Here is a 23,147-nt window from a genome sequence, read left to right on the forward strand (position 1 = left end):
GCGTGTAAACGAACGTGAAAATCTTTTTATCAATCCAATATATCGACGTAAGTCTTTTTTTGATGGTGACTACCTGCCGCTGAATAAACAATTGTACGAATCGCTTTCGCCACTCGCCCTTGTTTGCCTATGACTTTCCCTCGATCCTCTGGATGAACAAAAAGTTTATAAACAATTCGATTTGCATTTTCGTCCGTCTCAATACGAACTTCTTCTGGATAATCGACTAACGGTAAAACGATTGCTTCAATCAGCTGCTTCAAAGACGTCTCCCCCGATTATTTACTGAATTTTTGGTTATGGAATTTTTCCATGATACCTTGTTCTGAGAACAAGTTACGTACTGTATCTGATGGTTTTGCACCGTCAGCTAACCATTTAAGAGCTTTCTCTTCATCAATGTTTACAGTAGCTGGTTGAGTTAGTGGGTTGTAAGTACCAACTGTTTCGATTGAACGACCGTCACGTGGTGAACGAGCGTCTGCAACTACGATACGATAGAAAGGAGATTTTTTAGCTCCCATACGTTTTAAGCGAATTTTAACTGCCATTTTAATAGCACCTCCGAATAAGTTTCACACAAGATAGTATATTATCAATGTTTATGTTGTTTGTAAAGTGTTTTTTCTTAACACCTATAAAATATTATTTAAACAATGAATCAAAGCCAGGTAATTTCATCTTTTTCTTGCCTTTACCAGTAGCCATACCTGTCATTTGTTTCATCATTTTTTTCATTTCGTCAAATTGTTTTAACAAACGATTTACCTCTTGAATAGACGTACCTGAACCTTTTGCAATGCGTTTTTTACGGTTGCCGTTAATAATTTCAGGATTTGTCTTTTCAGCCTTTGTCATAGAGTAAATAATGGCTTCTACGCGGCCCATTTGCTTATCGTCTACTTTGACATTATCTAACCCTTTAATTTTGCCTGCGCCTGGTAGCATTTTTAATATTTCATCGAGCGGGCCCATTTTCTTCACTTGTTGTAATTGCTCAACAAAATCATCGAGTGTAAAGCTTTGCGTTTTGAACTTTTCTTCTAGTTCTTTCGCTTTTGCTTCATCGACGTTTGCCTGTGCCTTCTCAATTAGTGATAAAACGTCACCCATACCTAAAATACGAGATGCCATACGCTCTGGATGGAACGGTTCAAGAGCGTCCATTTTTTCACCCATACCGACAAATTTAATCGGTTTCTGTGTTACAGAACGGATTGATAATGCCGCACCACCACGTGTATCCCCATCGAGCTTAGTTAATACAACACCTGTAATGCCGACAGCCTCATTAAAGCTGTCCGCAACGTTTACAGCGTCCTGACCTGTCATAGCATCTACTACTAGGAATACTTCATCCGGCTCTTTAAGCGCACGAATATCCTTTAATTCTTGCATTAAATCCTCATCTATATGCAAGCGACCTGCAGTATCAATAATGACTACATCATGATGCTCTTCTTTTGCTAGTTCAATTGCCTGGCGCGCGATTTCAACTGGTGATACGTCTGTGCCTAAAGCAAAAACAGGTAAAGATAATTGCTTTCCTAATGTTTGTAATTGTTGAACCGCAGCAGGTCGATAAACGTCAGCAGCAACTAATAATGGTTTACGATTATATTTTTTACGTAAAACATTTGCTAATTTCCCAGAAGTTGTTGTTTTACCAGCACCTTGCAAACCGACCATCATAATGACAGTAGGTGGCTTCGTATTAAATTTAATCGGGCTTTGTTCGCCGCCCATCAGCTCCGTTAATTCGTCTTGAACGATTTTAATTACTTGTTGACCTGGTGTTAAGCTTTGCATAACGTCTACGCCAACAGCACGTTCACTTACCTTTTTAACGAATTCTTTGACTACTTTTAAGTTAACATCCGCCTCGATTAAAGCAAATCGGACTTCACGCATCATTTCTTTTACGTCTTGTTCCGATACTTTCCCTTTACCTTTAATCTTTTGGATCGTTCCTTGGAGTCGTTCCGCTAATCCTTCAAAAGCCACTGCTTTCGCCTCCTAATCCCATTCTTTCAACTGCTCAATAAGCGCCAATTGCTCCTCAACCGGCATACTTTTTTCCGTAATCCCAGCTGTAAGTCGCGCAAGCATTTGCGTGCGTTGTTGAAATTTTTCCAGTAAACATAGTTTTTCTTCATATTCTTCAAGCATCGCTTCAGTTCGACGAATATTATCATAAACAGCTTGACGTGAAATCCCATACGATTCAGCGATTTCTCCAAGTGAGTTATCGTCTAAATAATAGAGTTCCATATAACTTCTTTGCTTATCTGTTAATAATGCTTGATAAAAGTCGAAGAGAAAGTTCATGCGTGTTGTTTTTTCAAGTAGCATCGAGTTTCTCCCCCCGTTGTTTGTCATTTGTATCATAACGAAAAGCGCCCGTCTGTGTCAAGGTAATCTCCTTGTCTAAAAGCCTTCTATTAGCTGATTTAAGTAATCTTCCATCATTAGCTAGTATTTCTCTTTTAAACAACACATTTCACCTTTTTACAGTCGAGCGCCCATTCTATCCACTACAAAATAGCTATCGTTAATCTTCGCTATTTTGTAGCTCTTTATCTAAACCTTCTGCAAACAAGCCATATACATAACGTTCTGCATCAAATGGCTGTAAATCGTCCATCTTTTCACCAAGACCTACGAATTTCACAGGAATGTGCAATTTATTTCGAATGGCTAGCACAATACCACCCTTTGCAGTACCATCAAGTTTCGTCAAGACAATACCTGTTACGTTTGTTACTTCTTTAAACGTTTGAGCCTGCACAAGCGCATTTTGACCAGTAGTCGCATCTAGTGCTAACAAAACCTCATGAGGTGCATTTGGTATTTCCCGCGAAATAACACGATGTACTTTTTCAAGCTCATTCATTAAGTTCACTTTGTTTTGTAGGCGACCCGCAGTATCACAAATTAATACGTCCGCTTTACGGTTTTTTGCAGCACGTATCGCATCATACATGACCGCTGCTGGATCCGAGCCTTCAGACTGCTTAATAACTTCACAGCCAACACGGTCTCCCCAAACTTGTAATTGATCAATCGCACCTGCACGGAACGTATCACCAGCTGCTAATACAACCGTTTTACCTTCTGATTTTAGACGATGTGCCAATTTACCAATTGTTGTTGTTTTCCCAACACCGTTTACGCCAACAAATAAAATAACAGTTAGCTCACCATTAGGTTGCATATTTAGGTCAATTAAATCTTCTTCACCTTGCTCATAAATTTCTACAAGCTTTTCAGAAATAATTGCTTGGATACCGTTTGTATCTTTAATATTTTTACGCTGAACCTCGTAGCGTAATTTATCCATAAGCTCCATCACTGTTTCAAAGCCAACGTCTGCTTGTAATAATAAATCTTCTAGTTCTTCAAAGAAATCTTCGTCTACTTTGCGGTAACGTGCAACTAAATCATTGACCTTTGAAGTAAATGAATTTCGTGTTTTTTCAAGACCAGCTTTAAACTTTTGTGTAATGGACCAAGCAGAAGGTTTTTTTTCTGGTACTTCTTGCTCTACAACGGCGATCTCCAATACTTCTTCCTGTTTTTCTTCCGCTGCTATATCGGAAGCCTCTAAAACAGGTATGTCCTCACTTGGTGATTCCTCTAGCTTTTCTTCTACTTCTACTTCTACTTCTATGTTAGTTGTTTCAAGCAAGGCAGGCTCAGCCTTGTCTTCAAGCTGTAAATAGGCTGACTGCTCGTCACCTGTAGTTTCTACTTTTTCTTCTTCTGTCGGATTTCCAATTAACTTATCTTTTAAACGTTTAAAAAAACTCATGCTTGTTCGCTCCTTTGCTCCGCAAGTACGGGTTCATCTTCTAATTTTACTGATACAAGTTTTGATACACCTGATTCCTGCATCGTAATACCATACAGTACGTCAGCTCCCTCCATTGTACCTTTACGATGTGTAATGACAATAAATTGGGTATTGCGACTAAACTTCTTCAAGTATTCGCTGTATCGAACAACATTTGCCTCATCTAATGCCGCTTCTACTTCATCGAGAATACAAAACGGCACAGGTCTAATATTTAAAATGGAGAATAGTAAAGCAATCGCAGTAAGTGCACGTTCACCACCAGAAAGCAAACTTAAATTTTGTAGCTTTTTACCAGGTGGTTGTGCAACAATTTCAATGCCTGTTTCAAGCATATTGTTTGGATCTAGTAATACTAAATCCGCTTGACCCCCACCAAATAATTCGCGGAATACAAGTTTGAATTGCTCACGAATGGCAAAAAACGTCTCACTAAAGCGCAATGTCATTTCTTCATCCATTTCTTTAATTGCTTCGTGTAAAGTATCTTGCGCTGCAAGTAAATCCTCACGCTGCTCTGTTAAAAAAGAATGACGCTCTTGGACACGCTCAAATTCATCAATTGCACTTAAATTCACAGGACCTAATTCTTCAATGGACTTTTTCAATAGCTTGACACGACGTCTCATGTGCTCTTCATCTTCAATTGATAAGGCTACTTCCATTGCTTCTTCTAACGTTAGTTGATAGTTTTCTTCGAGCTGATTATTATAATTATTCATCTCAAATTCTACGCGGCTTCGCTTTAATTCATTCGCACGTATTGCTTCAATGAAGCCTTTATGTATACGTTGCAATTCCTTTAGCTGCTCTTCTAACGTTGTTAGCTCTTGTTGTTGGGCTGCTTTTTTATCTTTTTTCTGTGAAATTGTAACTTGTAACGTTTCTCTTCTTGCTTTCCAAGTTGTGACTTGCTCCTCAACTTCTTCATCACTCAACAGTTTTGTCGATTCATCGGATTGAAGCCATATTATTTCCTGAGAAATATTGTCGACTTTTTGTCGAGCTTTGTTTAATTGGAGAGCAAGGTCTGCCGTTGCAATTTGTACTTGGGACATTTGCTCCTGCATAACCGCTAATTGTGAACGTTTTTCTGCAGTCTGCTCACGAAGAACATCCTTTTCCGTTTCACTTTGTAATTTAACTTTACCTAGCTGCTCTACAGTTTCATTAATCGCCACTAACTCTATTGCAAGAGCTGCTAAACGCGTCGTTGCTGCCTCTTTTTGAGCAAGCAGTGCTTCTTCACGGGTCTTCACATCCTGCGTTTCATTGGAAGCATATGACACTCGGGCTGACAAGCTTTTTTCAACAACTTCTAATTCCCGAATACGACTTGCCTGTTGCATCTCTTCTTTACGTAGCTGTTCGCCTTCTAGTTTTAATTGTTCCACTGCGTCACGCAATGTTGCCAATGTTTCCTTTTCAGTCGCTACAGCCTGTTCTGCACTATAAATGGTTGTTTCTAGCGCTTCTAGTTTAGCAATTAGACCATCTAGCTCCGCTTTTCTCGTAAATAGTGAAGATTGTTGTTTGGCAGCACCACCCGTTAAAGAACCCCCAGCATTAACAATATCTCCTTCGAGCGTTACTACACGATAGCGGAAACCACATAAGCGTGCAATTTGGCTAGCACCTTCTAAATTGGCTGCCACGATGACATTGCCAAGTAAATTTTCTACAATGGAGCGATTATCTTCATCGAACGTCACCAGTGCATCTGCCATTTGCACGAATGCTGGATGCTCAGTCGCAAGCTGTATCGATGATAAGTTAATTTTGCGCGATTTCATGACCGTTTTCGGTAAAAATGTCGCTCGACCTGCTCTTTTTTGTTTTAACCATTTGATTGCCTGTTGAGCATTCTGTTCATTCGACGTCACGATATGCTGTGATGCAGCACCTAAAGCTGTTTCAATCGCTTGTGAATATTTACCGTTAACCTGAATTAATTCTGCAACCGCGCCTTCAATACCAAATAATTCACCTTTGTCACGGGCCAGTAATACTTCCTTAACTCCGTGGAAGAAGCCTGAGAAGTCTGCTTCTAATTCTGCTAATGTGTCTTTTCTAGCTTTTAATTGTTGCTGATGCTGATAAGCCTTGTATAGCATTTCTTGCTTATCGCTAAAGGAACTATTCACTTTTTTAAACTGAATTTGCAATGCTTCATATTGCTCTAGCTTTTGTTGCAGTTCAGTCGTTGTTGCAGTATATGTGCCAACAAGCGATTCTTTCTCAGTCACAACTTCAATAAGCTCTTGCCCAATTTCATCCGTTTGGTCAGTCATTCGCGCAGCCATCGCTTTTTGTTGCGATAGTTGTTGATCGATATTTTTCAATTCATTTTTTACTGTTGCTTCTTCATTTAACGAATCGATATAACGGTTTTTATGCTCTTCAATTTCTTGTTCTATCTCTGTAACAGAACGATTTAATGATTGCTCTAATTGTTTAATAATTTGCTTTAAAGTTAAAACTTCTTGTTGCTTTTCAGTAAACAACTGTTTCTTCTCAAGCTCTTGAGCGGTTAGGTCCTCTACTTCATTTTTCGCTTCTTGTAATGATGCATTTAACTGCTGTAATTGGTTCGTTGCATTTTGACGCTTTTCAGCCATTAAAGCTTTACGACCATCCCAACGCTCCATTTCCATTGTTGCATCAACAAGCTCCGATTGAGCAGCATCCAGCTCCACATCAAGCTCTTTTAAATGTTTACGAATTGCTGTAGATTGTGTTTCTAAAGCTTGAATATTACTAGCATGTTTTTGCTCTGTTTCAGATAGTTGCGTATATTCTTCTTTCAATGCATGCAAAGATTGTGCACAATTTTTTAAATCGTGCACAAGAATCGCAATATCAAAATCCTTAAGCTCCGTGGACATTTGCACATAATCTCTTGCGCTAGAAGCTTGTATTTGCAAAGGCTCCAAACGGCTATCTAACTCGTGCAAAATATCTAAAACACGGTATAAGTTTTCATCTGTTTCTACTAATTTATGCTCAGCTTTTTTCTTTCGAAGCTTGTATTTTAATACACCAGCCGCCTCTTCAAATATTGAGCGGCGGTCGTCAGGGCGGCTATTTAAAATTTCATCGACACGGCCTTGCGAAATAATTGAAAAAGCCTCTTTCCCAAGTCCTGAGTCCATAAACAAGTCCGTAATATCCTTCAGGCGACACTGCTGGTTATTTAATAAATATTCACTATCACCTGAACGGTATACGCGTCTTGTTACGCTTACCTCTGTATACGAAAAAGCAAGCTGCTCATCAGTATTATCTAAAATTAATGTTACCTCTGCAAAGTTTAGTGGCTTTCGAGAGTCACTCCCAGCAAAAATAACATCTTCCATTTTTGCCCCACGCAACGACTTTGCCGATTGCTCCCCGAGTACCCAACGAATAGCATCAGTTACATTACTTTTCCCACTGCCGTTAGGTCCAACAACAGCTGTAACTCCTGGTACAAAATCAATACCAATGCGCTCCGCAAAAGATTTAAAGCCAATCACTTCGAGTCGTTTTAGGAACATCTATTAAGCCTCCTCTTTAGCAGAATGCTCACGCATCATACGCATAGCGCATTGTGCTGCTTGTTGTTCAGCTTCTTTTTTCGATTTTCCTCTACCGATTCCAAGCTCTTGTCCATTTAATAGCACGCTCGATACAAAGGTACGGTTATGTGCTGGGCCCTTTTCATCGATAATCTCATAATGAAGAAGACCGTTGTTTGTTTGCTGTACCATTTCTTGTAACTGGCTTTTGAAATCCATCACATGCGAAAAAGCACCGACTTCTACTTTTGGGAACACGATTCGTTCTAAAAACGTCACGACCGTTTGCAAATCCTGATCTAAATAAAGAGCACCCACAAATGATTCAAAAACATCTGCAAGTAGCGCTGGGCGTTCCCGTCCTCCTGTTAATTCTTCACCTTTTCCAAGCAATACAAAGCGACCAAAGCCTAATTCATTTGCAAAAATAACAAGTGATGGCTCACAAACAATTGATGCGCGCAGTTTTGTTAATTCGCCCTCGCTCATATGCGGGTATTTCTCAAAAAGGTATTTAGAAACAGATAGTTCAAGTACTGCGTCGCCTAAAAATTCGAGACGCTCATTATCCGTAAACAATTTACGGCGATGCTCATTCACATAAGATGAATGCGTGAATGCTTGATACAATAAATTTTTATTAATAAATGTGATATTTAATTCATGCTGTAACAGCTCGAATTGATTGCGTACCTTTTCAGGAAGTACGCCTGATTTCTGCATAGTTCCTTTTCTTCTCATAGCCATTGAACAATCTGCCTTCCTAATAGTTTCTACCGTCTTAGTGTACCTTTTTCAAGGCATTTATGCAAAAGTATTTCGGCTGAAATACAATGTTTTGGAAGTTTTAACGTAATTTTTTAACAAAAATAAAAAAAGGCACGCAAATCGTTCGAAAAACGAACCATTTCGTACCTTTAAAATACATCAAAGCATAAAATGCTTTTGCGATTATGCTTTGATGTAAGTATTACAATGTAATCAGATTTTTAATATGCAACCTCAAAAGGCTGCGTTCGAAATCTATAACATCTGCCAAGAGGCGATTAGTTAATTTTACCTTCGATGTATGAAATAGCAGAACCTACTGTTGTGATTTTTTCAGCATCTTCATCAGAAATTTCCATATCGAATTCGTCTTCAAGCTCCATAACAAGCTCAACAACGTCTAATGAGTCAGCACCTAAATCATCACGGAAAGAAGCTTCTAATGTTACTTCACTTTCTTCAACACCTAAACGGTCCACGATTACTTTTGTTACGCGTTCTAATACTGTAGTCAAAACTTTCACCTCCCCTCAAATGATTATACAAAAAATTTATATTTATGCTATAGCATAATATTACATTACCATGCCACCGTCAATATGTAGCGTTTGGCCTGTCATATAGTTTGCATCATCAGAAGCTAAAAACACAACAGCTTTCGCAATATCCTCTGGCTGCCCTAGTTTAGCAAGCGGAATTTGCGTAAGCATACCTTGTTTTAAATCTTCTGGAAGCTGTTCAGTCATTTCTGTTTCAATAAAGCCTGGTGCAATCGCATTAACTAAAATATTACGTGATGCAAGTTCCTTAGCAGTTGTTTTTGTTAAGCCAATTACACCTGCTTTTGCCGCTACATAGTTAGCTTGCCCAGCATTGCCTGCTACTCCAACGATAGAAGAAATATTGATAATACGTCCTGCACGTTGCTTCATCATTTGACGAGTTACAGCTTTTGTACAAAGGAATACACCTTTTAAGTTTGTATTAAGAACATCGTCCCATTCGTCTTCCTTCATTCGCATTAATAAATTATCGCGTGTAATACCTGCATTATTAACTAAAATATCAAGTGAACCAAATGTTTTAACTGCTGCATCCATTAAAGCAGTTACTTCTTCTGTTTTTGAAACACTTGCCTGTACAGCAAGCGCTTCGCCACCATTTGCTTGAATTGCCGCAACAACTTCTTCTGCTTTTGCTTGTGAGCCACTATAGTTTACGATAACCTTTGCACCTTCATCAGCAAGCTTTAACGCAATCGCACGTCCGATTCCTCGTGAAGCACCTGTTACAACTGCAACTTTACCTTCTAATTTACGCATTGATTGACCACTCCTTCGACGCTTCTAATACTGCTTCTAATGAAGCTTCATCATATACACAATACGTTGCCACTGAACGATCTATTTTCTTTACTAAGCCACTTAAAACTTTACCAGGTCCACACTCGATGAAAACATCGACGCCTTGAGCGATCATTTCACGAACTGATGCTTCCCATTGTACAGCGCTATAAACCTGTTCCACTAATTCCTGTTGAATAGCCGGTACATCTAGCAATTCTTTCGCTTTAACGTTGCCAATTACAGGAATTTGCGGTGTTGATAAAGTAATATCTGCTAATGTTGCTTGTAATTGATTAGACGATGGTCGCATTAATTCTGAATGGAAAGGTCCACTTACTACTAATGGAATTGCGCGTTTAGCACCCGCTTCTTTAGCTGCGACTGAAGCCTTGTCAACACCTTCTTTTGTTCCAGAAATAACGATTTGTCCTGGACAGTTAACGTTTGCAACTTGTACTACATCGCCATTAGCAGTTACTTTTCCAGTCACTTCATGCAATGCATCAAGCTCCATCCCAAGAATAGCAGCCATTGCACCTTGCCCTGCTGGCACCGCTTCGTTCATAAATAAACCACGTTTATGAACAATAGCAACAGCATCTTCAAACGATAAAACGCCTGCGATAACTAATGCACCATATTCTCCAAGTGAGTGCCCAGCTGCATAATTCGGTGTAATGCCTGCAGCACGTAATTTTTCAGCGACCATAACACCTGTCGTTAATAACGCTGGCTGTGCATGATATGTTAGCGTTAACTCTTCAGCAGGTCCCTCTAACATTAATTTAGACAAGTCAAACCCAAGTGTCTTGTCAGCATTTTCGTAAAAGGCTTTACTTTCTTGCGAGTTGCTTACAAATTCTTGGCCCATACCAACCGCTTGAGAGCCTTGGCCTGGAAATATAAATGCGATTTTCGTCATTTCTTATTAATCCCCTTTGTTAGTCAATTTCTAAGTGACGTACTGTATCTGTTATCGTTGAAATAACTGTATGCTCTACCATTGTATTTGCCTGACGTATTGCACTGAAGATTGCCTTTGCATTCGATGATCCATGTGCTTTAATAACAGGCGCTTGTAAACCAAACAAACCTGCACCTCCATACTCTGTGTAGTCCATTTTATTTTTTAAGTCACGTAAATTACTTTTCATAAGTACTGCTGAAATTTTTGTTTTTGTAGAAGACATAAAGGCCTCTTTTAACATCGTAAACAATGCCCCTGCTGTTCCCTCTATCGACTTCAACACCATATTGCCTGTAAATCCATCTGTTACAACAACATCAGCAACACCATCGAGTAAATCACGCGCCTCGACATTGCCGACAAAATTCAAGTCCGCTTGTTTTAGTAAATCAAAAGTTGCTTTTGTTAAGTCATTTCCTTTTTTATCTTCTGTTCCGATATTTAACAGTCCAATACGTGGCTTTTGTAGACCGCCTACTTTTTTAGCGTAAATATCACCCATAATCGCATATTGCAGTAAATGCTCTGGTCGTGCATCCGCATTTGCCCCAAGGTCTAGCATTAAAAAACCTTTACCATCAAGCGTTGGCAATGTCGTTGCTAAAGCTGGTCGTGCAATTCCTTCTATACGGCCTACCTTAAACAAACCACCTGCCATTAGTGCACCTGTATTGCCTGCTGAAAGACATGCATCAGCTGTGCCTTCTTCAACCGCATCCATCATCTTTGCCATCGATGAATCCTTTTTACGTCTTACAGCACGTGCAGGATCATCCGTCCCTTCGACCACTTCTTCACAGTGGATAACTGTTAAGCGATCGTGCATTTTTAAAAATGGGTCGAGCTTTTCTTGCTGTCCATATAATTGAATTTCCAAATTTGGAATTTGTTCTAATGCTAATAATGCACCTTCCACTACTGATTTCGGTGCATTGTCGCCACCCATTCCATCAAGTGCTAATTTCATTATTATTCACCTTTACCTTTCGTGCGGTACATATCAAATTCACCAACAAAAACAGTTTCACCATTCACAGTAGATATAATCTCTACTTTCGTACGATGGCGTTCATCATCTCTTCCGACAACGACCGCCTTAGTTATAACACGATTTCCGGCTCTTACAGGTTTCACAAAAGTAATATTGGAGTGCACTGTTAAGGCCAGCTCATCATCAATAACCGCTACAGCTAATGAGTTTGCTTGTGCAAATAAATGATGTCCACGCGCGATGCCATTGCGCTGAAAAACATGCTCTTCTTTTACATCAAATATAGATAATGCACGATTATCTAGTTCTATATCAATAATTTCACCGATTACTTCATCAATCGGTAATGATTTCACTTCATTTTCATATGTTTTCGAAGCCACATCTTTAATTCGTTCACGTAATTCTGGAATTGCTAATTCCATACGATCTAAACGAATTGTTTGAACACTTACCTGAAACTCCGACGCTAGTTGTTCATCTGTGACGAATGGATTTTCCGCAATCGTTTCAGATAATAATCGCTGTCGCTCTTTTTTCGTTCGTCTCAACGTCATTCGCCACCTTTTGAGTTGTTATTAGCACTTGGTACTAATATCAGTATATAGAGTATAAAAAAAGAATGCAAGACTTGTTTTCAAAAACAAGCTCTCGCATTCCTTGTAGTACAACATTAAATTTCACTAATCAAATCGATCACCTTGTAGAACACCAGCCTTTTCAAGCATCTCACGTAAATATTGATACGTTTCATCATGCCAAAACGCCTCTGTTTCAATCATTTCAGTAGCATCTTTTCGCGCTGTCTCAAGCGTTCTATAGTCATGTACTAAATCGGCAACTTTAAAGTCAGGCAAGCCACTTTGCTTACGTCCAAAGAAATCACCTGGTCCTCGTAGCTCCAAATCTTTTTCTGCAAGTCGGAAACCGTCATTTGTTTCAGTCATAGACTGCATTCGCTCTTTGCCTTCATCAGATTTTGGATCAGCGATTAATACACAGTAGGATTGATGCTCACCACGCCCTACACGACCGCGAAGCTGATGTAGCTGCGCTAAACCAAAACGTTCTGCATCGTATACTACCATAAACGTTGCATTCGGCACATTTACCCCGACTTCAACAACTGTCGTAGATACTAATACTTGTATGTCACCTTCACTAAAATCACGCATCACAGCATCTTTTTCATCCGCTGGTAGGCGGCCATGCATTAAGCCAACTTTATAGCGACCATTAAAATACGATGCGAGCTGCTCATAAATTTCTACTGCGTTTTGGACATCCAATTTATCCGATTCTTCAATTAGCGGACAAATAGCATATGCCTGTCTACCTGCTTGAAGCTCTAGCTCTAGTTTGGACAGTACAGAACCAAGCTGTTCTTTTTTCATCCAATGCGTTTCAATTTCTTTACGCCCCGCTGGCATTTCATCAATCAACGAAACGTCCATTTCGCCAAAGGCTGTAATCGAAAGTGTTCGCGGAATGGGCGTTGCAGTCATAAAGAGCACATCAGGGTTTTCACCTTTATCACGTAAAATTCTTCGTTGTTCTACACCAAATCGATGCTGTTCGTCCGTTATTACAAAGCCTAGTCTATTAAATATTACATCTGGCTGTATGAGTGCATGCGTTCCTATCACAATATCTATTTCACCATCCGCAAGTGCAGCTAATAATAGACGTCGCTCCTTTGTTTTCGTTGAGCCCGACAATAACGCTACACGTACACCAAATGGCTCAAACCACTCTAATAAGTTTTCAGCATGTTGCTCAGCTAAAATTTCTGTTGGTGCCATTAGCGCTCCTTGAAATCCAGCCGTCACAGCGGCATATAAACAAATCGCGGCAACTACCGTTTTTCCCGAACCAACATCCCCTTGTAGTAAACGATTCATACGATGTGGTTCTTTTAAATCCTTGCAAATTTCATTAACTACTCGCTTTTGTGCTCCAGTTAATTCGTATGGTAATGAAGCGATAAATGCGCGTACTTTTTGCAAGTCAAATTGTATAATCGTACCACGTTCATTATCCTTACGAATTTTTCGTAACGCTTGAATACGAAGCTGAAAGTTTAATAATTCCTCATAAGCAAATCGCCTTCTTGCTTGTTTAGCGTGTTCAGCATCTAGCGGAAAATGAATACCTTCAAGACCATCACGGATTGAGACAAGCTTGTAGGCCTCCTGCAAATGTTGTGGAATCGCATCTGGTAGCTCTCCACCAAAATCATCTAACACTTGCCGCATATATTTGCGAAAACGTTTTTGCGGTATCAAACCTTTGAGGCTATAAACAGGTTCAAAGTCTACTTGGTCTATTTTCGGACCAAATGTGACTGTTGTACCGTTAATCACTTGTCTGCCTCTATCCCATTTCCCCGTTACCGTCACAATAGTACCTGGTACAAGCTTCTGTTTTAAATAGTTTTGATTAAAAAATACTACCTTTACTAAATGTCGGCCAGCGAGCACTGTCACCTGCAAGCGAGATTTATTGCGCCCTAAAAACAACACAGTCGGCTCACGCTCTACTTTACATTCAACAGTCACACGTTCATTATGGGGTGTTTGCGCTAAATCCTTTAAGCGAAAATCCTCATGTCGATGCGGGAATGTCCACAACAAATCATTTATCGTTTCAATACCTAATGTTTCTAAGTGTGCTGCGGTTTCTTTCCCAACTCCTTTTAATTCGGAGACAGGACTGGTTAATTCAGTCACCTTTCACTTCAGCCCCTTTGAGTAGTTCCAATACGAATACCATACCTGTTAGCGTGCACGTATTTAAACTGTCGTGAATCAAAAGAGCCTACCTCCCTTCTGTTCAAATCATCGTTAGCTCCTATAGATTGTTAGCATTTTATATTCTATTTACAGCACTTTTCTTCTTAACTGTATCACAAAATTTTTCATTCGTGTCGTCACAGTATCTACGAAATGCGTATGTACATTTGCTACGGCTAGACTTCTATCGGCGATTCCCTCGGGTTTACCGGCGATTCATGGACTTCTATCGGCGATTTCCTCGGGTTTACCGGCGATTCATGGACTTCTATCGGCGATTTCTTCGGGTTTACCGGCGATTCATGGACCCTCAGTAAGTCCCCTCTGCTAAATTTTATCTATCACAAAAAAGTGTTAGATTGATTGTAGTCAATCTAACACTTTTTCTTTTTTGGTCCAGCCACTTTTCCATACTTTACTCTACTGCTAAACCTGCTTTTAGTATACTTTGTAAATCACCATTATTAAGAATAGCATTGCTGATTGCTTTTCCTGTTGGCGTCGCAGCTAAGCCACCACGTGCTGTTTCTTTCAAGTTCGGGCTCATAGACTGACCAATGCGATACATCGCACCAATGACTTCATCGCACGGAATACGACTCGTTACACCTGCTAACGCCATATCTGCTGCAACAAGAGAATTCGCTGCACCCATTGCATTACGTTTAACACAAGGCACCTCAACTAATCCAGCTACTGGATCACAAACAAGGCCAAGCATATTTTTTAATGTAATTGCGAATGCTTCTGAACATTGCTGTGGCGTTCCACCCGCCATCTCCACGATTGCTGCCGCAGCCATACCAGCAGCTGAACCAACTTCAGCCTGACAGCCGCCAGCAGCACCTGAAATGGAAGCATTATTTGCTACAACAAAGCCAAATGCACCAGAAGTAAATAAGTAGCGAAGCATTTGTTCACGTGTTGGATTTAGCTTATTTTTCACAGCAAATAAAGTACCTGGCACAACTCCCGCTGAACCCGCTGTAGGTGTTGCACAAATGGTACCCATTGCAGCGTTCACTTCATTTGTCGCAACTGCTTTACTAACAGCGTCTAATAATAAATCCCCTGATAGCGATTTTCCTTGTGCAATATAATTTTGAATTAGTACGGCGTCTCCACCCGTTAAGCCTGTTACAGACTGTACTCCTTGCAAGCCTCGTTCTACCGCTTCTTCCATCACTGTTAAGTTCTGGTCCATCTGTTGCATAATTTCTTCTCGCGTGCGTCCGCTAATTAACATTTCCTGCTCAATCATTAGCTCAGAAATTAGCTTTTCTTCCTGTTCTGCTCGTTCTACAAGCTCACGTACATTATGAAATAACACTTCCATAGAGACACCCCCTAGTTATTAATTCTCGACACTTTCGTAATATGTGGTATTAATGAAATTTGTTGAAGTACTTTTTCCTCAATATTTTGATCAATTTCAATGACCATTAGCGCCGTTAAACCACGTTCAATTCGTGAAACTTCCATATGCCCAATGTTGACATTGTGCATCGCTAAGCAATTCGCAACATTAGCAATACAGCCAGCGCGATCATCGTGAACAACAAGGATGGCGGGCATCCCACCTGTTAAACGAAGTTTGAAGCCATTGACCTCACTCACTTCAATTTTTCCGCCACCAATCGAAATGCCGACAATAGACATTTCTCCATCATCATCACCGAACACTAGTCTAGCTGTGTTCGGATGCTCTGTATTCGCAGTTTCCGGTATAAACTCGTATTCCAATCCGGCTTTTTCCGCATGTTCAAAAGCCGTTTTAATACGTTCATCAAATGTATCAAAATCTAATAAACCACCAATTATTGCTACATCTGTCCCATGCCCTCTATACGTTTCAGCAAATGATCCATAGAGATGAATTTTCACCCATTTCGGTTGTCTACCAAATAAATCTCTTGCTACACGTCCAATACGCGCTGCACCTGCTGTATGAGAAGAAGAAGGACCAATCATAACGGGTCCAATAATATCAAAAACTGATGTAAACTTCATACAAGCACCCCTCTATTCTATTCGTATAATAATTTTACATTTAGTTATATCATGCTTGATAGTTACTATAAAAGTAAAGCACTACATTTATCAACTTTCAGAAAATTAACACGACTATAATTTATAACTTAATTATATTATTCCTTTTCTGTCCACTCTATAAATACACACTTTCCAACAAGTTGATATCCCAGTATTTTCAAAATAAGTGTCCTCTGTAGAAATACATAAAACTATCTATTTTGTTCATTTCGTGTTGTTCCCTACATGTTGTATTCCTTTTACCATAAACAAAAGCAGTACACAACTTGTGCACTGCTTCGCCTACTCGTTTACTCAGTAACCATAGATTATTCTACCGAAATAATATATGGATATAATCCTTGTTTACCGTTAAATAACTCCACTTCTACATCTGGATAGTTCTCTTCGATAAATTGGATTAATTCAGAGGCATTTTCTTCAGAAGTATCTTCTCCGTAAATAACCGTAACGATTTCAGTATTCACATCTACTAAATCTGTAATGACTTTCTCAGCAGCATCTTTTAATGCTGGTGTAGATAGTACAATTTTCCCTTCAGCAAGTGCCATAAAATCGTCTTTATGAATTTCTACGCCATCAATAGACGTATCACGCACTGCATAAGTTACTTGACCTGTTTTTACATGAGCAAATGCTTCTGTCATCGTTGATTGGTTTGTTTTAACCGTTGCTTCTGGATTGAACGAAAGAATAGCAGCCATCCCTTGAGGAATCGTTTTTGTCGCTACAACTGCCGCTTCAATATCCAATAGCTCTACAGCTTGTTCAGCTGCCATTACGATATTTTTGTTGTTCGGTAAAATAAGTACTTTTTCTGCTCCAATTTCCTGAACAGCTTTAACAATGTCTTCTGTTGAAGGATTCATCGTTTGTCCGCCTTCAATAACATAAGAAGCACCGATTGAACGTAATAAGTCAGCTACACCTTCTCCCATCGCAATCGTTACAATGGCATATGGGTGCTTTTCAGCTTTTTTCGCTGGAGCTGATGCTTTGTAATCTTCACCAACAATAGCCGAATGTTGCTCACGCATATTATCGACTTTAATTTTAATAAGGCTACCGTATTTTTGACCCATCGCTAAAACTGCGCCCGGTTGCTCTGAATGAATATGCACTTTAGCAATTTCTTCATCTGAAATAACAAGTAAAGAATCACCTAATGGATTTAATTCATTGCGGAATTGCTCCTCGCTAAATGGCTCTTTTCCTTCTTCCAAACGAACCATAATTTCCGTACAATAACCAAATTCAATATCCGCGGTATTCATAAAATCTTGTGCTCTATGATGTTCTGCATTAATTAAATCGTCTAATGTTGCATCATTTTTTTCCGGTAAAGGCTCACCCTTTAAAGAAGCTAAAAAACCTTCATAGACAAATAGCAATCCTTGACCGCCACTATCCACAACACCTACTTCTTTTAATACAGGTAAAAGGTCAGGTGTACGCTGTAGCGAAGCCTTTGCTTCTTCAGTAAATGCTTCCATCACAGCGATGATATCGTTTTCACTTTCGGCAACTTCAACACCTTTTTTTGCCGCTTCACGCGCAACAGTTAAAATTGTTCCTTCAACTGGCTTCATCACCGCTTTATAAGCAGTATCTACACCAGCTTGGAATGCACCAGCAAAAGCTTTTGCATCAATCGCTGCATCTTTTTCTACAAATTTTCCAAACCCACGGAAAAGTTGTGATAAGATAACACCCGAATTCCCACGAGCGCCCATTAGTAACCCTTTTGATAACGCTTGCGCCGTTTTCCCAATATGTTCTGATGCTTGTAATTCTGTTTCTTTGGCACCAGATGTCATCGATAAATTCATATTTGTCCCTGTATCCCCATCTGGTACTGGAAATACATTTAAAGAATCTACATAATTTGCATTTTGATATAGGTGATGGGCACCCATTTGTACCATTTCAGCAAATTTTAATCCGTCTATAGACCGCATTCGATTTTGTTCCTCCTCTTACTCATTCGCTACACGAACGCCCTGCACAAAGATATTGACAGATTTTACGCTCATACCTAATGTTTTATCTACTGTATATTTCACTTTCGATTGTACTTGATAAGCAACTTCCGAAATTTTAGTCCCGTAACTAACAATAATGTACATATCAATATGTAAATCTTCTTCTTGTTGTCGAATTACAACACCTTTTGCAAAGTTCTCTTTACGTAAAATATCAGTTAGACCATCACGAATCTGATGTTTTGATGCCATGCCAACAATACCGTAGCATTCTATAGCAGCGCCACCAGCAATCTGTGCAAGTACATCAGTTGAAATATCAATTTGGCCGAATTCGTTATTTAATTCAATTGACATAGAAATGCCCCCTTGGCTCTTTTTGACTAAATTATATTGTACCACTTTGGGTATACATTAAGCAACCTAAGTTCCCTTGAAAGCGCCTTGTGTCAACGTTTTTAGCGTTTCATTCCAATCATCACAGTCTACGCTATTTATTGCGAACTAGTCTTTATTGAACTAGTACTAGCTTTGCCTGAAGTTATACTAACAAAACCTATTTTCATTTTTATTAATCAAACTTTCTTTCCACGCATAAAAAAGCTGATGTATTTAAACATCAGCTTCACGTATTAAGTATTTAAGTACCTGGTACTTCGTATAGGTACCTAGCATATTATCGGCTCCTAAATCGTAAAAATCCACTTCACTTTCCGCGGGCACGACGTAAGCCGCAACTTACTTGCGCGCGGTTTATTGCGTCTTACATTGCGCGCGTTCCCACAGTGTAAGTGGATTTTCACTTGGCCAGTCATAAAACACATGATTAGCATGAAAATTGTTTGAGTGCCTGGCACCTTCTATAAAATTATCAATATAATCTTTTAATAAGTGTTTCAATCATAACAGGCATTTCTTTAAATGCGCTATCAACATGTAACCGTTCTGTCTTCTGATGTGCGTCTTTGCCGAAAGGTCCAACATTTAGCACTGGGCCTTTCAAATCAGCCATCGCTTCAAATGGAATACTATACGTATCACCATAAACAGGCGTGTTTCGCTCAAATGCAGTCCAGCCATTTGAGTCATCTGTATAATTGACATAACTTAAATCACAAATGCCATTGAAATAGTGAATTTGCTCTATTTCGATATCAAATGTTTTAGCTGTTTTCTTCATTAATTCAATTGATTGCTTCACTAACGGATGCTCTGATGAATTGATTGCAGGATAATATGGTGGTGCATACAACAGCACAGTTGCTGGTGTTAGCTCCTGACAACGAATCATTAATTGATCTACAATACGAATCGATTTTTCACGGTCATCCCACGATGTATTTTCTAGAACCTGCTTTTTAATGTACTTCACTTCTTCAGCGCCAAGTTTATTTATAGCATGCTCTAAAACTGTTTCGTAACGAAGTACTCTTACTTCCCCAACACCTTGTACTTTTTCACGCTCACAAATTTTATTGTATTGCATATTACAAGCAGCCATTGCCTCCAATGCGACTTGTTCAAAAATTTCCATTACCTCTGTTGCTGTTCGCTTCAACAAAAATACATTGTAGAGCGCAGCAGCACGATATGGCGTTTGTGTCGAATACTCCATTTTTAAATCTTTTAATTGTAATGATACTGGCAATGGTGTACTTTCACCTAAATCCGTTTCACTGAACACCGGATTCCACTCCATATGCTGCGTCATATAAGATGCAATATAGTTTGCTGTCATGCCTTTTAACGGTTCACCTACATGTGTCTCTTTCCCATAAAATAAAGCAGCAGGCATAATTTTTCCTATCGTGCCCGAATAAATATATTCATTTATATCAGAAGGTCCTTGTGAGAACGATGGCTCACTATTTAAAAACAACTTATATGTTAAACCATATTGTTCACGTAGTCTTACTAGCTCGACTACTGCTGCACGCATACCAGCCGAGTTCACTTCTTCATCTGGTACCGCTGTTAAAATAAGATTGATTGGCCATTGTTCGATACTAGCTTTCTCAATTAATTGCATATGCAAAGCAAGACCCATTTTCATATCCATTGTTCCACGACCAAACAAATAATTGCCTGATTCTAAATCAATTCTTGCCGCTTCTGGTAAATCTTTTTTATATTTTGGCTCCATCAGCTTGCTCGTTAATTCTTCTGGGCGACAGGAAAAAGGTTCAAGCTCTCCATATTCCTCAGTGTGAACGGTATCAAAATGACTAATCAGCACTACTGTTTCCGTTGCAGTTGGATGCTTGTACAACGCTGTTACCGCATGGCGACCTAGTCCTGCGTCATGTAATTCGATATAGTTAGGGTTGTCTTGAAAATAAGTAAGCGTTTGCAGTGTATCTCTTAATTTATAGGCAAATTCATTTTCACCTGGTGTTAATGTTCTGCTTTCCCAACTTACAATTTCACATAATAATGCCCGAAGGTCTTCCGATGTATTCCATAAATATTTGCTCATAGTTAAAATCTCCTTTATTCGATAAATGCTTTTCCTATATCAGGAGCATTCCATTATGAATTTATTTTCGCTGTCTCATCAGTATCTGAAGAAACTGTACTTACTTTACTCAATTTCAGCTTATAAAATAGCATACAAGCAATAAAGAACCCTATACCGTATAATAAGCCGATTCGTTGTGTTGGATCGAATGCTAAAAATACGAGAATGACTATACAAAAAACAATACAAAATAGTGGAATTAAAGGATATAGCGGCGTTTTAAATTTCAAATCAGCCACGTTACCTCCCCCTTTAACATAACGGTAACGGAACATTAATTGGGACATTGCAATACCCATCCAAGAAATTGTCACCGCAATGCCCGCAATGGACATAAGCAATACAAATACCGCGTCGGCTTCCATCACACTCGTTAGCAAAGATAAAAGCGAAAATAGCATAGTGAAAATAAGCGCATTCAATGGCACTTTATTTTTTGTTAAACGTCCAAAATACTTTGGAGCCATTCCCTCTTTTGACATCGACCATAGTAATCGTGTTGAAGCATAAAGGCATGAGTTACCTACAGATAATATCGCTGTTAAAATAACGAAATTCATAATGCCAGCTGCATAAGGTACACCAGCAATTTTCATCAATGTTACGAAAGGACTTTCAAGAAGCCCAAGTTCAGATGACGGGAAAATCGCAGACAATACAATAATCGAAGCAATATAAAATACAATAATTCTAAAAAGGATTGTACGTATTGCCCTTGGAATGTTCTTTTCTGGATTTTCTGTTTCACCAGCAGCAATACCTACTAGCTCGGAGCCTTGATAAGAGAATATAACATTCATCATTGTTACAAAAATAATTGTAATACCCGCAGGGAATAATCCTGTCGGTGCTAAATTCGTTAAATGCGGTGCTGGACGATCCGCCAGAGGAAGCCAGCCAAATATCGCAGCCGCACCAATAATAATAAAGGCAATAACGGCAACTACTTTAATGCTCGCAAACCAGAACTCTGCCTCTGCAAAACCTTTCGTTGTTAAGGCATTTAATGTAAACAAAAGCACCATGAAGACCGCACACCAAATCCAAATAGGTACATTCGGGAACCAATGTTGCATTAATATCCCCGCTGCGGTAAACTCCACCCCTGCGGTGGCGGCAGATCCGACAAAGTACATCCACCCTAAAGAAAAACCTGCTGATGGGCTTATAAAACGTGTTGCATATGTTTGGAAAGAGCCTGTTACTGGCATGTATACTGCCAATTCTCCAAGACAGTTCATGACCATATATAAAATAAAACCCCCAAACAAATAGCCAATTAATGCTCCACCAGGGCCTGCTTGATTAATTGTATAACCTACATTTAAAAATAACCCTGTCCCAATCACTCCACCAAGTGATAGCATCAATAAATGTCGACTCTTCATAGAGCGTTTCAATACATTATTATGCTGTTGTTCCCCTTTGCTCAAAGTGTTTCCCCATTTCCATATGTTGTCAAATTATTAAATATTCAGTTATTTAGAGGACTAAAACACCCAATCAATTTTTCCCCTACAAATTGATTGGGCATATATACATTTAATTAAAAACGAAGGGATAAGCAGCTTAAGCCGCCGTCATGTTTTCTAAACTCAGACATATCAAGTTCAATTGTTTTATAGCCTAAGTCATTTAATTTACGATTTGTATCAGGGTAGCCAGCTGGAATAATGACATAGTCATTTACTTGAATGCAGTTCGCTGAATACTCATCTTCTTGTGGAATAACAATTTTTTCATATGATGCAAAGGCAGGGTGATCGATAAACTCTCCAGCAACGACCATACGATTTTGTCCAACGTAAGCAATTCCCGTTTTTAAATGGAAGAATTCTTTTAATGGAATAATCGTAGCTTCATAGCCTTCTTTTTCAACAATTTCTTTAAATTGTCGTGCACCTTCTTCGTTTGTACGATCAGAAATACCTACATAAAATTTCTTTTCTGCTTGTAAAACATCTCCACCATCAAGTGTACCTGGCGCTTCGATGTAATATAGTTTGTCATAGAATTTTTTAACTGCTGGTTCAATATCTTCAATTTCGCGATTACGCGCTTCCGCTCCTGGATTTGAAATAATAGCAAACTCAGAAGTTAGTACTGCTGTATCTTCTACAAAAGTAGCATCAGGGAAAGCTTCATCTGCCGCTAGTTGTGTAACCTCTACACCACATTTTTTTAAAGCTTCTACATATTGTACGTGCTGCTCAAATAACTTTTCTAAAATAGGTTTTCCTAGATCACTCGTTGTTAAACCGTTTACAAAGCTATTACCTGGATTTTTTACAATGACATTTTTAAACATTTTTATTCGTCTC

Annotated in this window: 20 protein-coding genes; all 20 read right to left on the reverse strand. The window is 39.1% G+C overall.

Annotation, left to right across the window (positions count from 1 at the left end; translation table 11 throughout):
* Positions 1 to 29: 29 nt before the first annotated feature.
* Entirely contained in the window at positions 30 to 263 is a 234-nt protein-coding gene (locus tag ACIP9G_RS14935; RefSeq protein WP_004269410.1) for a KH domain-containing protein, read from the reverse strand.
* A gap of 15 nt (positions 264 to 278) precedes the next feature.
* Positions 279 to 551 (reverse strand): 30S ribosomal protein S16, encoded by a 273-nt coding sequence (gene rpsP, locus ACIP9G_RS14940; protein WP_024362057.1) that lies wholly within the window; start codon positions 549 to 551, stop codon positions 279 to 281.
* Between the two features lie 94 nt (positions 552 to 645).
* Positions 646 to 2,004, reverse strand: a complete 1,359-nt coding sequence (gene ffh / locus ACIP9G_RS14945) for a signal recognition particle protein (RefSeq protein ID WP_340825871.1) — start codon at positions 2,002 to 2,004, stop codon at positions 646 to 648.
* Between the two features lie 12 nt (positions 2,005 to 2,016).
* Complete coding sequence (locus ACIP9G_RS14950) at positions 2,017 to 2,352, reverse strand: putative DNA-binding protein (protein WP_340825872.1); 336 nt, start codon at positions 2,350 to 2,352, stop codon at positions 2,017 to 2,019.
* Positions 2,353 to 2,551: 199 nt separating this feature from the next.
* A complete protein-coding gene (gene ftsY, locus ACIP9G_RS14955; RefSeq protein WP_401020401.1) occupies positions 2,552 to 3,811 on the reverse strand; it encodes a signal recognition particle-docking protein FtsY in 1,260 nt (419 codons plus the stop codon).
* A complete protein-coding gene (smc, locus tag ACIP9G_RS14960) occupies positions 3,808 to 7,389 on the reverse strand; it encodes a chromosome segregation protein SMC (RefSeq protein ID WP_401020403.1) in 3,582 nt (1,193 codons plus the stop codon). Before smc ends, ftsY begins: the two co-directional genes overlap by 4 nt.
* 3 nt (positions 7,390 to 7,392) lie before the next feature.
* The gene (gene rnc, locus ACIP9G_RS14965) at positions 7,393 to 8,157 is read right to left on the reverse strand and encodes a ribonuclease III (protein WP_401009494.1); all 765 of its coding nucleotides are present in this window, start codon (positions 8,155 to 8,157) and stop codon (positions 7,393 to 7,395) included.
* A gap of 299 nt (positions 8,158 to 8,456) precedes the next feature.
* Entirely contained in the window at positions 8,457 to 8,693 is a 237-nt protein-coding gene (acpP, locus tag ACIP9G_RS14970; RefSeq protein ID WP_340825875.1) for an acyl carrier protein, read from the reverse strand.
* 60 nt (positions 8,694 to 8,753) lie between these two features.
* A complete protein-coding gene (gene fabG / locus ACIP9G_RS14975) occupies positions 8,754 to 9,500 on the reverse strand; it encodes a 3-oxoacyl-[acyl-carrier-protein] reductase (protein ID WP_401020407.1) in 747 nt (248 codons plus the stop codon).
* A complete protein-coding gene (gene fabD, locus ACIP9G_RS14980; protein WP_401020409.1) occupies positions 9,493 to 10,446 on the reverse strand; it encodes an ACP S-malonyltransferase in 954 nt (317 codons plus the stop codon). Before fabD ends, fabG begins: the two co-directional genes overlap by 8 nt.
* A gap of 19 nt (positions 10,447 to 10,465) precedes the next feature.
* Positions 10,466 to 11,458: a phosphate acyltransferase PlsX gene (gene plsX, locus ACIP9G_RS14985; RefSeq protein WP_401020411.1), complete on the reverse strand. Its 993-nt coding sequence runs from the start codon at positions 11,456 to 11,458 to the stop codon at positions 10,466 to 10,468.
* Positions 11,459 to 11,460: 2 nt separating this feature from the next.
* A complete protein-coding gene (gene fapR, locus ACIP9G_RS14990) occupies positions 11,461 to 12,033 on the reverse strand; it encodes a transcription factor FapR (protein ID WP_340825879.1) in 573 nt (190 codons plus the stop codon).
* Between the two features lie 132 nt (positions 12,034 to 12,165).
* Positions 12,166 to 14,211 carry an ATP-dependent DNA helicase RecG gene (gene recG / locus ACIP9G_RS14995; protein ID WP_401020414.1) on the reverse strand — a complete coding sequence of 682 codons (2,046 nt, stop codon included), beginning with the start codon at positions 14,209 to 14,211 and terminating at the stop codon, positions 12,166 to 12,168.
* 478 nt (positions 14,212 to 14,689) lie between these two features.
* Positions 14,690 to 15,610, reverse strand: a complete 921-nt coding sequence (gene sdaAA / locus ACIP9G_RS15000; RefSeq protein WP_340825882.1) for an L-serine ammonia-lyase, iron-sulfur-dependent, subunit alpha — start codon at positions 15,608 to 15,610, stop codon at positions 14,690 to 14,692.
* Positions 15,611 to 15,621: 11 nt separating this feature from the next.
* The gene (sdaAB, locus tag ACIP9G_RS15005; RefSeq protein WP_340825884.1) at positions 15,622 to 16,284 is read right to left on the reverse strand and encodes an L-serine ammonia-lyase, iron-sulfur-dependent subunit beta; all 663 of its coding nucleotides are present in this window, start codon (positions 16,282 to 16,284) and stop codon (positions 15,622 to 15,624) included.
* A gap of 350 nt (positions 16,285 to 16,634) precedes the next feature.
* Positions 16,635 to 18,284, reverse strand: a complete 1,650-nt coding sequence (locus ACIP9G_RS15010; RefSeq protein WP_401020418.1) for a DAK2 domain-containing protein — start codon at positions 18,282 to 18,284, stop codon at positions 16,635 to 16,637.
* An 18-nt stretch (positions 18,285 to 18,302) separates the two neighbouring features.
* A complete protein-coding gene (locus tag ACIP9G_RS15015) occupies positions 18,303 to 18,665 on the reverse strand; it encodes an Asp23/Gls24 family envelope stress response protein (RefSeq protein ID WP_024362072.1) in 363 nt (120 codons plus the stop codon).
* Between the two features lie 514 nt (positions 18,666 to 19,179).
* Positions 19,180 to 20,784, reverse strand: coding sequence for a M20/M25/M40 family metallo-hydrolase (locus tag ACIP9G_RS15020; RefSeq protein ID WP_401020419.1), 1,605 nt, complete (start codon positions 20,782 to 20,784; stop codon positions 19,180 to 19,182).
* A gap of 53 nt (positions 20,785 to 20,837) precedes the next feature.
* Positions 20,838 to 22,214, reverse strand: coding sequence for an amino acid permease (locus ACIP9G_RS15025; RefSeq protein WP_340826529.1), 1,377 nt, complete (start codon positions 22,212 to 22,214; stop codon positions 20,838 to 20,840).
* 158 nt (positions 22,215 to 22,372) lie between these two features.
* Positions 22,373 to 23,134 carry a dimethylarginine dimethylaminohydrolase family protein gene (locus ACIP9G_RS15030; RefSeq protein WP_401020421.1) on the reverse strand — a complete coding sequence of 254 codons (762 nt, stop codon included), beginning with the start codon at positions 23,132 to 23,134 and terminating at the stop codon, positions 22,373 to 22,375.
* Positions 23,135 to 23,147 lie beyond the last annotated feature (13 nt).

It is taken from the genome of Lysinibacillus sp. NPDC093197 (genome assembly GCF_044754025.1).
Taxonomy (GTDB): Bacteria; Bacillota; Bacilli; order Bacillales_A; family Planococcaceae; genus Lysinibacillus.

Coding starts and splice junctions, on each gene's coding strand:
- ACIP9G_RS15020 (WP_401020419.1), bottom strand. CDS start 20,784: ATGAGCAAATATTTATGGAATACATCGGAAGACCTTCGGGCATTATTA.
- plsX (WP_401020411.1), bottom strand. CDS start 11,458: ATGAAATTAGCACTTGATGGAATGGGTGGCGACAATGCACCGAAATCA.
- sdaAB (WP_340825884.1), bottom strand. CDS start 16,284: ATGAAGTTTACATCAGTTTTTGATATTATTGGACCCGTTATGATTGGT.
- fabD (WP_401020409.1), bottom strand. CDS start 10,446: ATGACGAAAATCGCATTTATATTTCCAGGCCAAGGCTCTCAAGCGGTT.
- ACIP9G_RS15025 (WP_340826529.1), bottom strand. CDS start 22,214: ATGAAGAGTCGACATTTATTGATGCTATCACTTGGTGGAGTGATTGGG.
- fabG (WP_401020407.1), bottom strand. CDS start 9,500: ATGCGTAAATTAGAAGGTAAAGTTGCAGTTGTAACAGGTGCTTCACGA.
- ACIP9G_RS15010 (WP_401020418.1), bottom strand. CDS start 18,284: ATGCGGTCTATAGACGGATTAAAATTTGCTGAAATGGTACAAATGGGT.
- ftsY (WP_401020401.1), bottom strand. CDS start 3,811: ATGAGTTTTTTTAAACGTTTAAAAGATAAGTTAATTGGAAATCCGACA.
- ACIP9G_RS15015 (WP_024362072.1), bottom strand. CDS start 18,665: ATGTCAATTGAATTAAATAACGAATTCGGCCAAATTGATATTTCAACT.
- ACIP9G_RS15030 (WP_401020421.1), bottom strand. CDS start 23,134: ATGTTTAAAAATGTCATTGTAAAAAATCCAGGTAATAGCTTTGTAAAC.
- rnc (WP_401009494.1), bottom strand. CDS start 8,157: ATGGCTATGAGAAGAAAAGGAACTATGCAGAAATCAGGCGTACTTCCT.
- ACIP9G_RS14950 (WP_340825872.1), bottom strand. CDS start 2,352: ATGCTACTTGAAAAAACAACACGCATGAACTTTCTCTTCGACTTTTAT.
- rpsP (WP_024362057.1), bottom strand. CDS start 551: ATGGCAGTTAAAATTCGCTTAAAACGTATGGGAGCTAAAAAATCTCCT.
- sdaAA (WP_340825882.1), bottom strand. CDS start 15,610: ATGGAAGTGTTATTTCATAATGTACGTGAGCTTGTAGAACGAGCAGAA.
- smc (WP_401020403.1), bottom strand. CDS start 7,389: ATGTTCCTAAAACGACTCGAAGTGATTGGCTTTAAATCTTTTGCGGAG.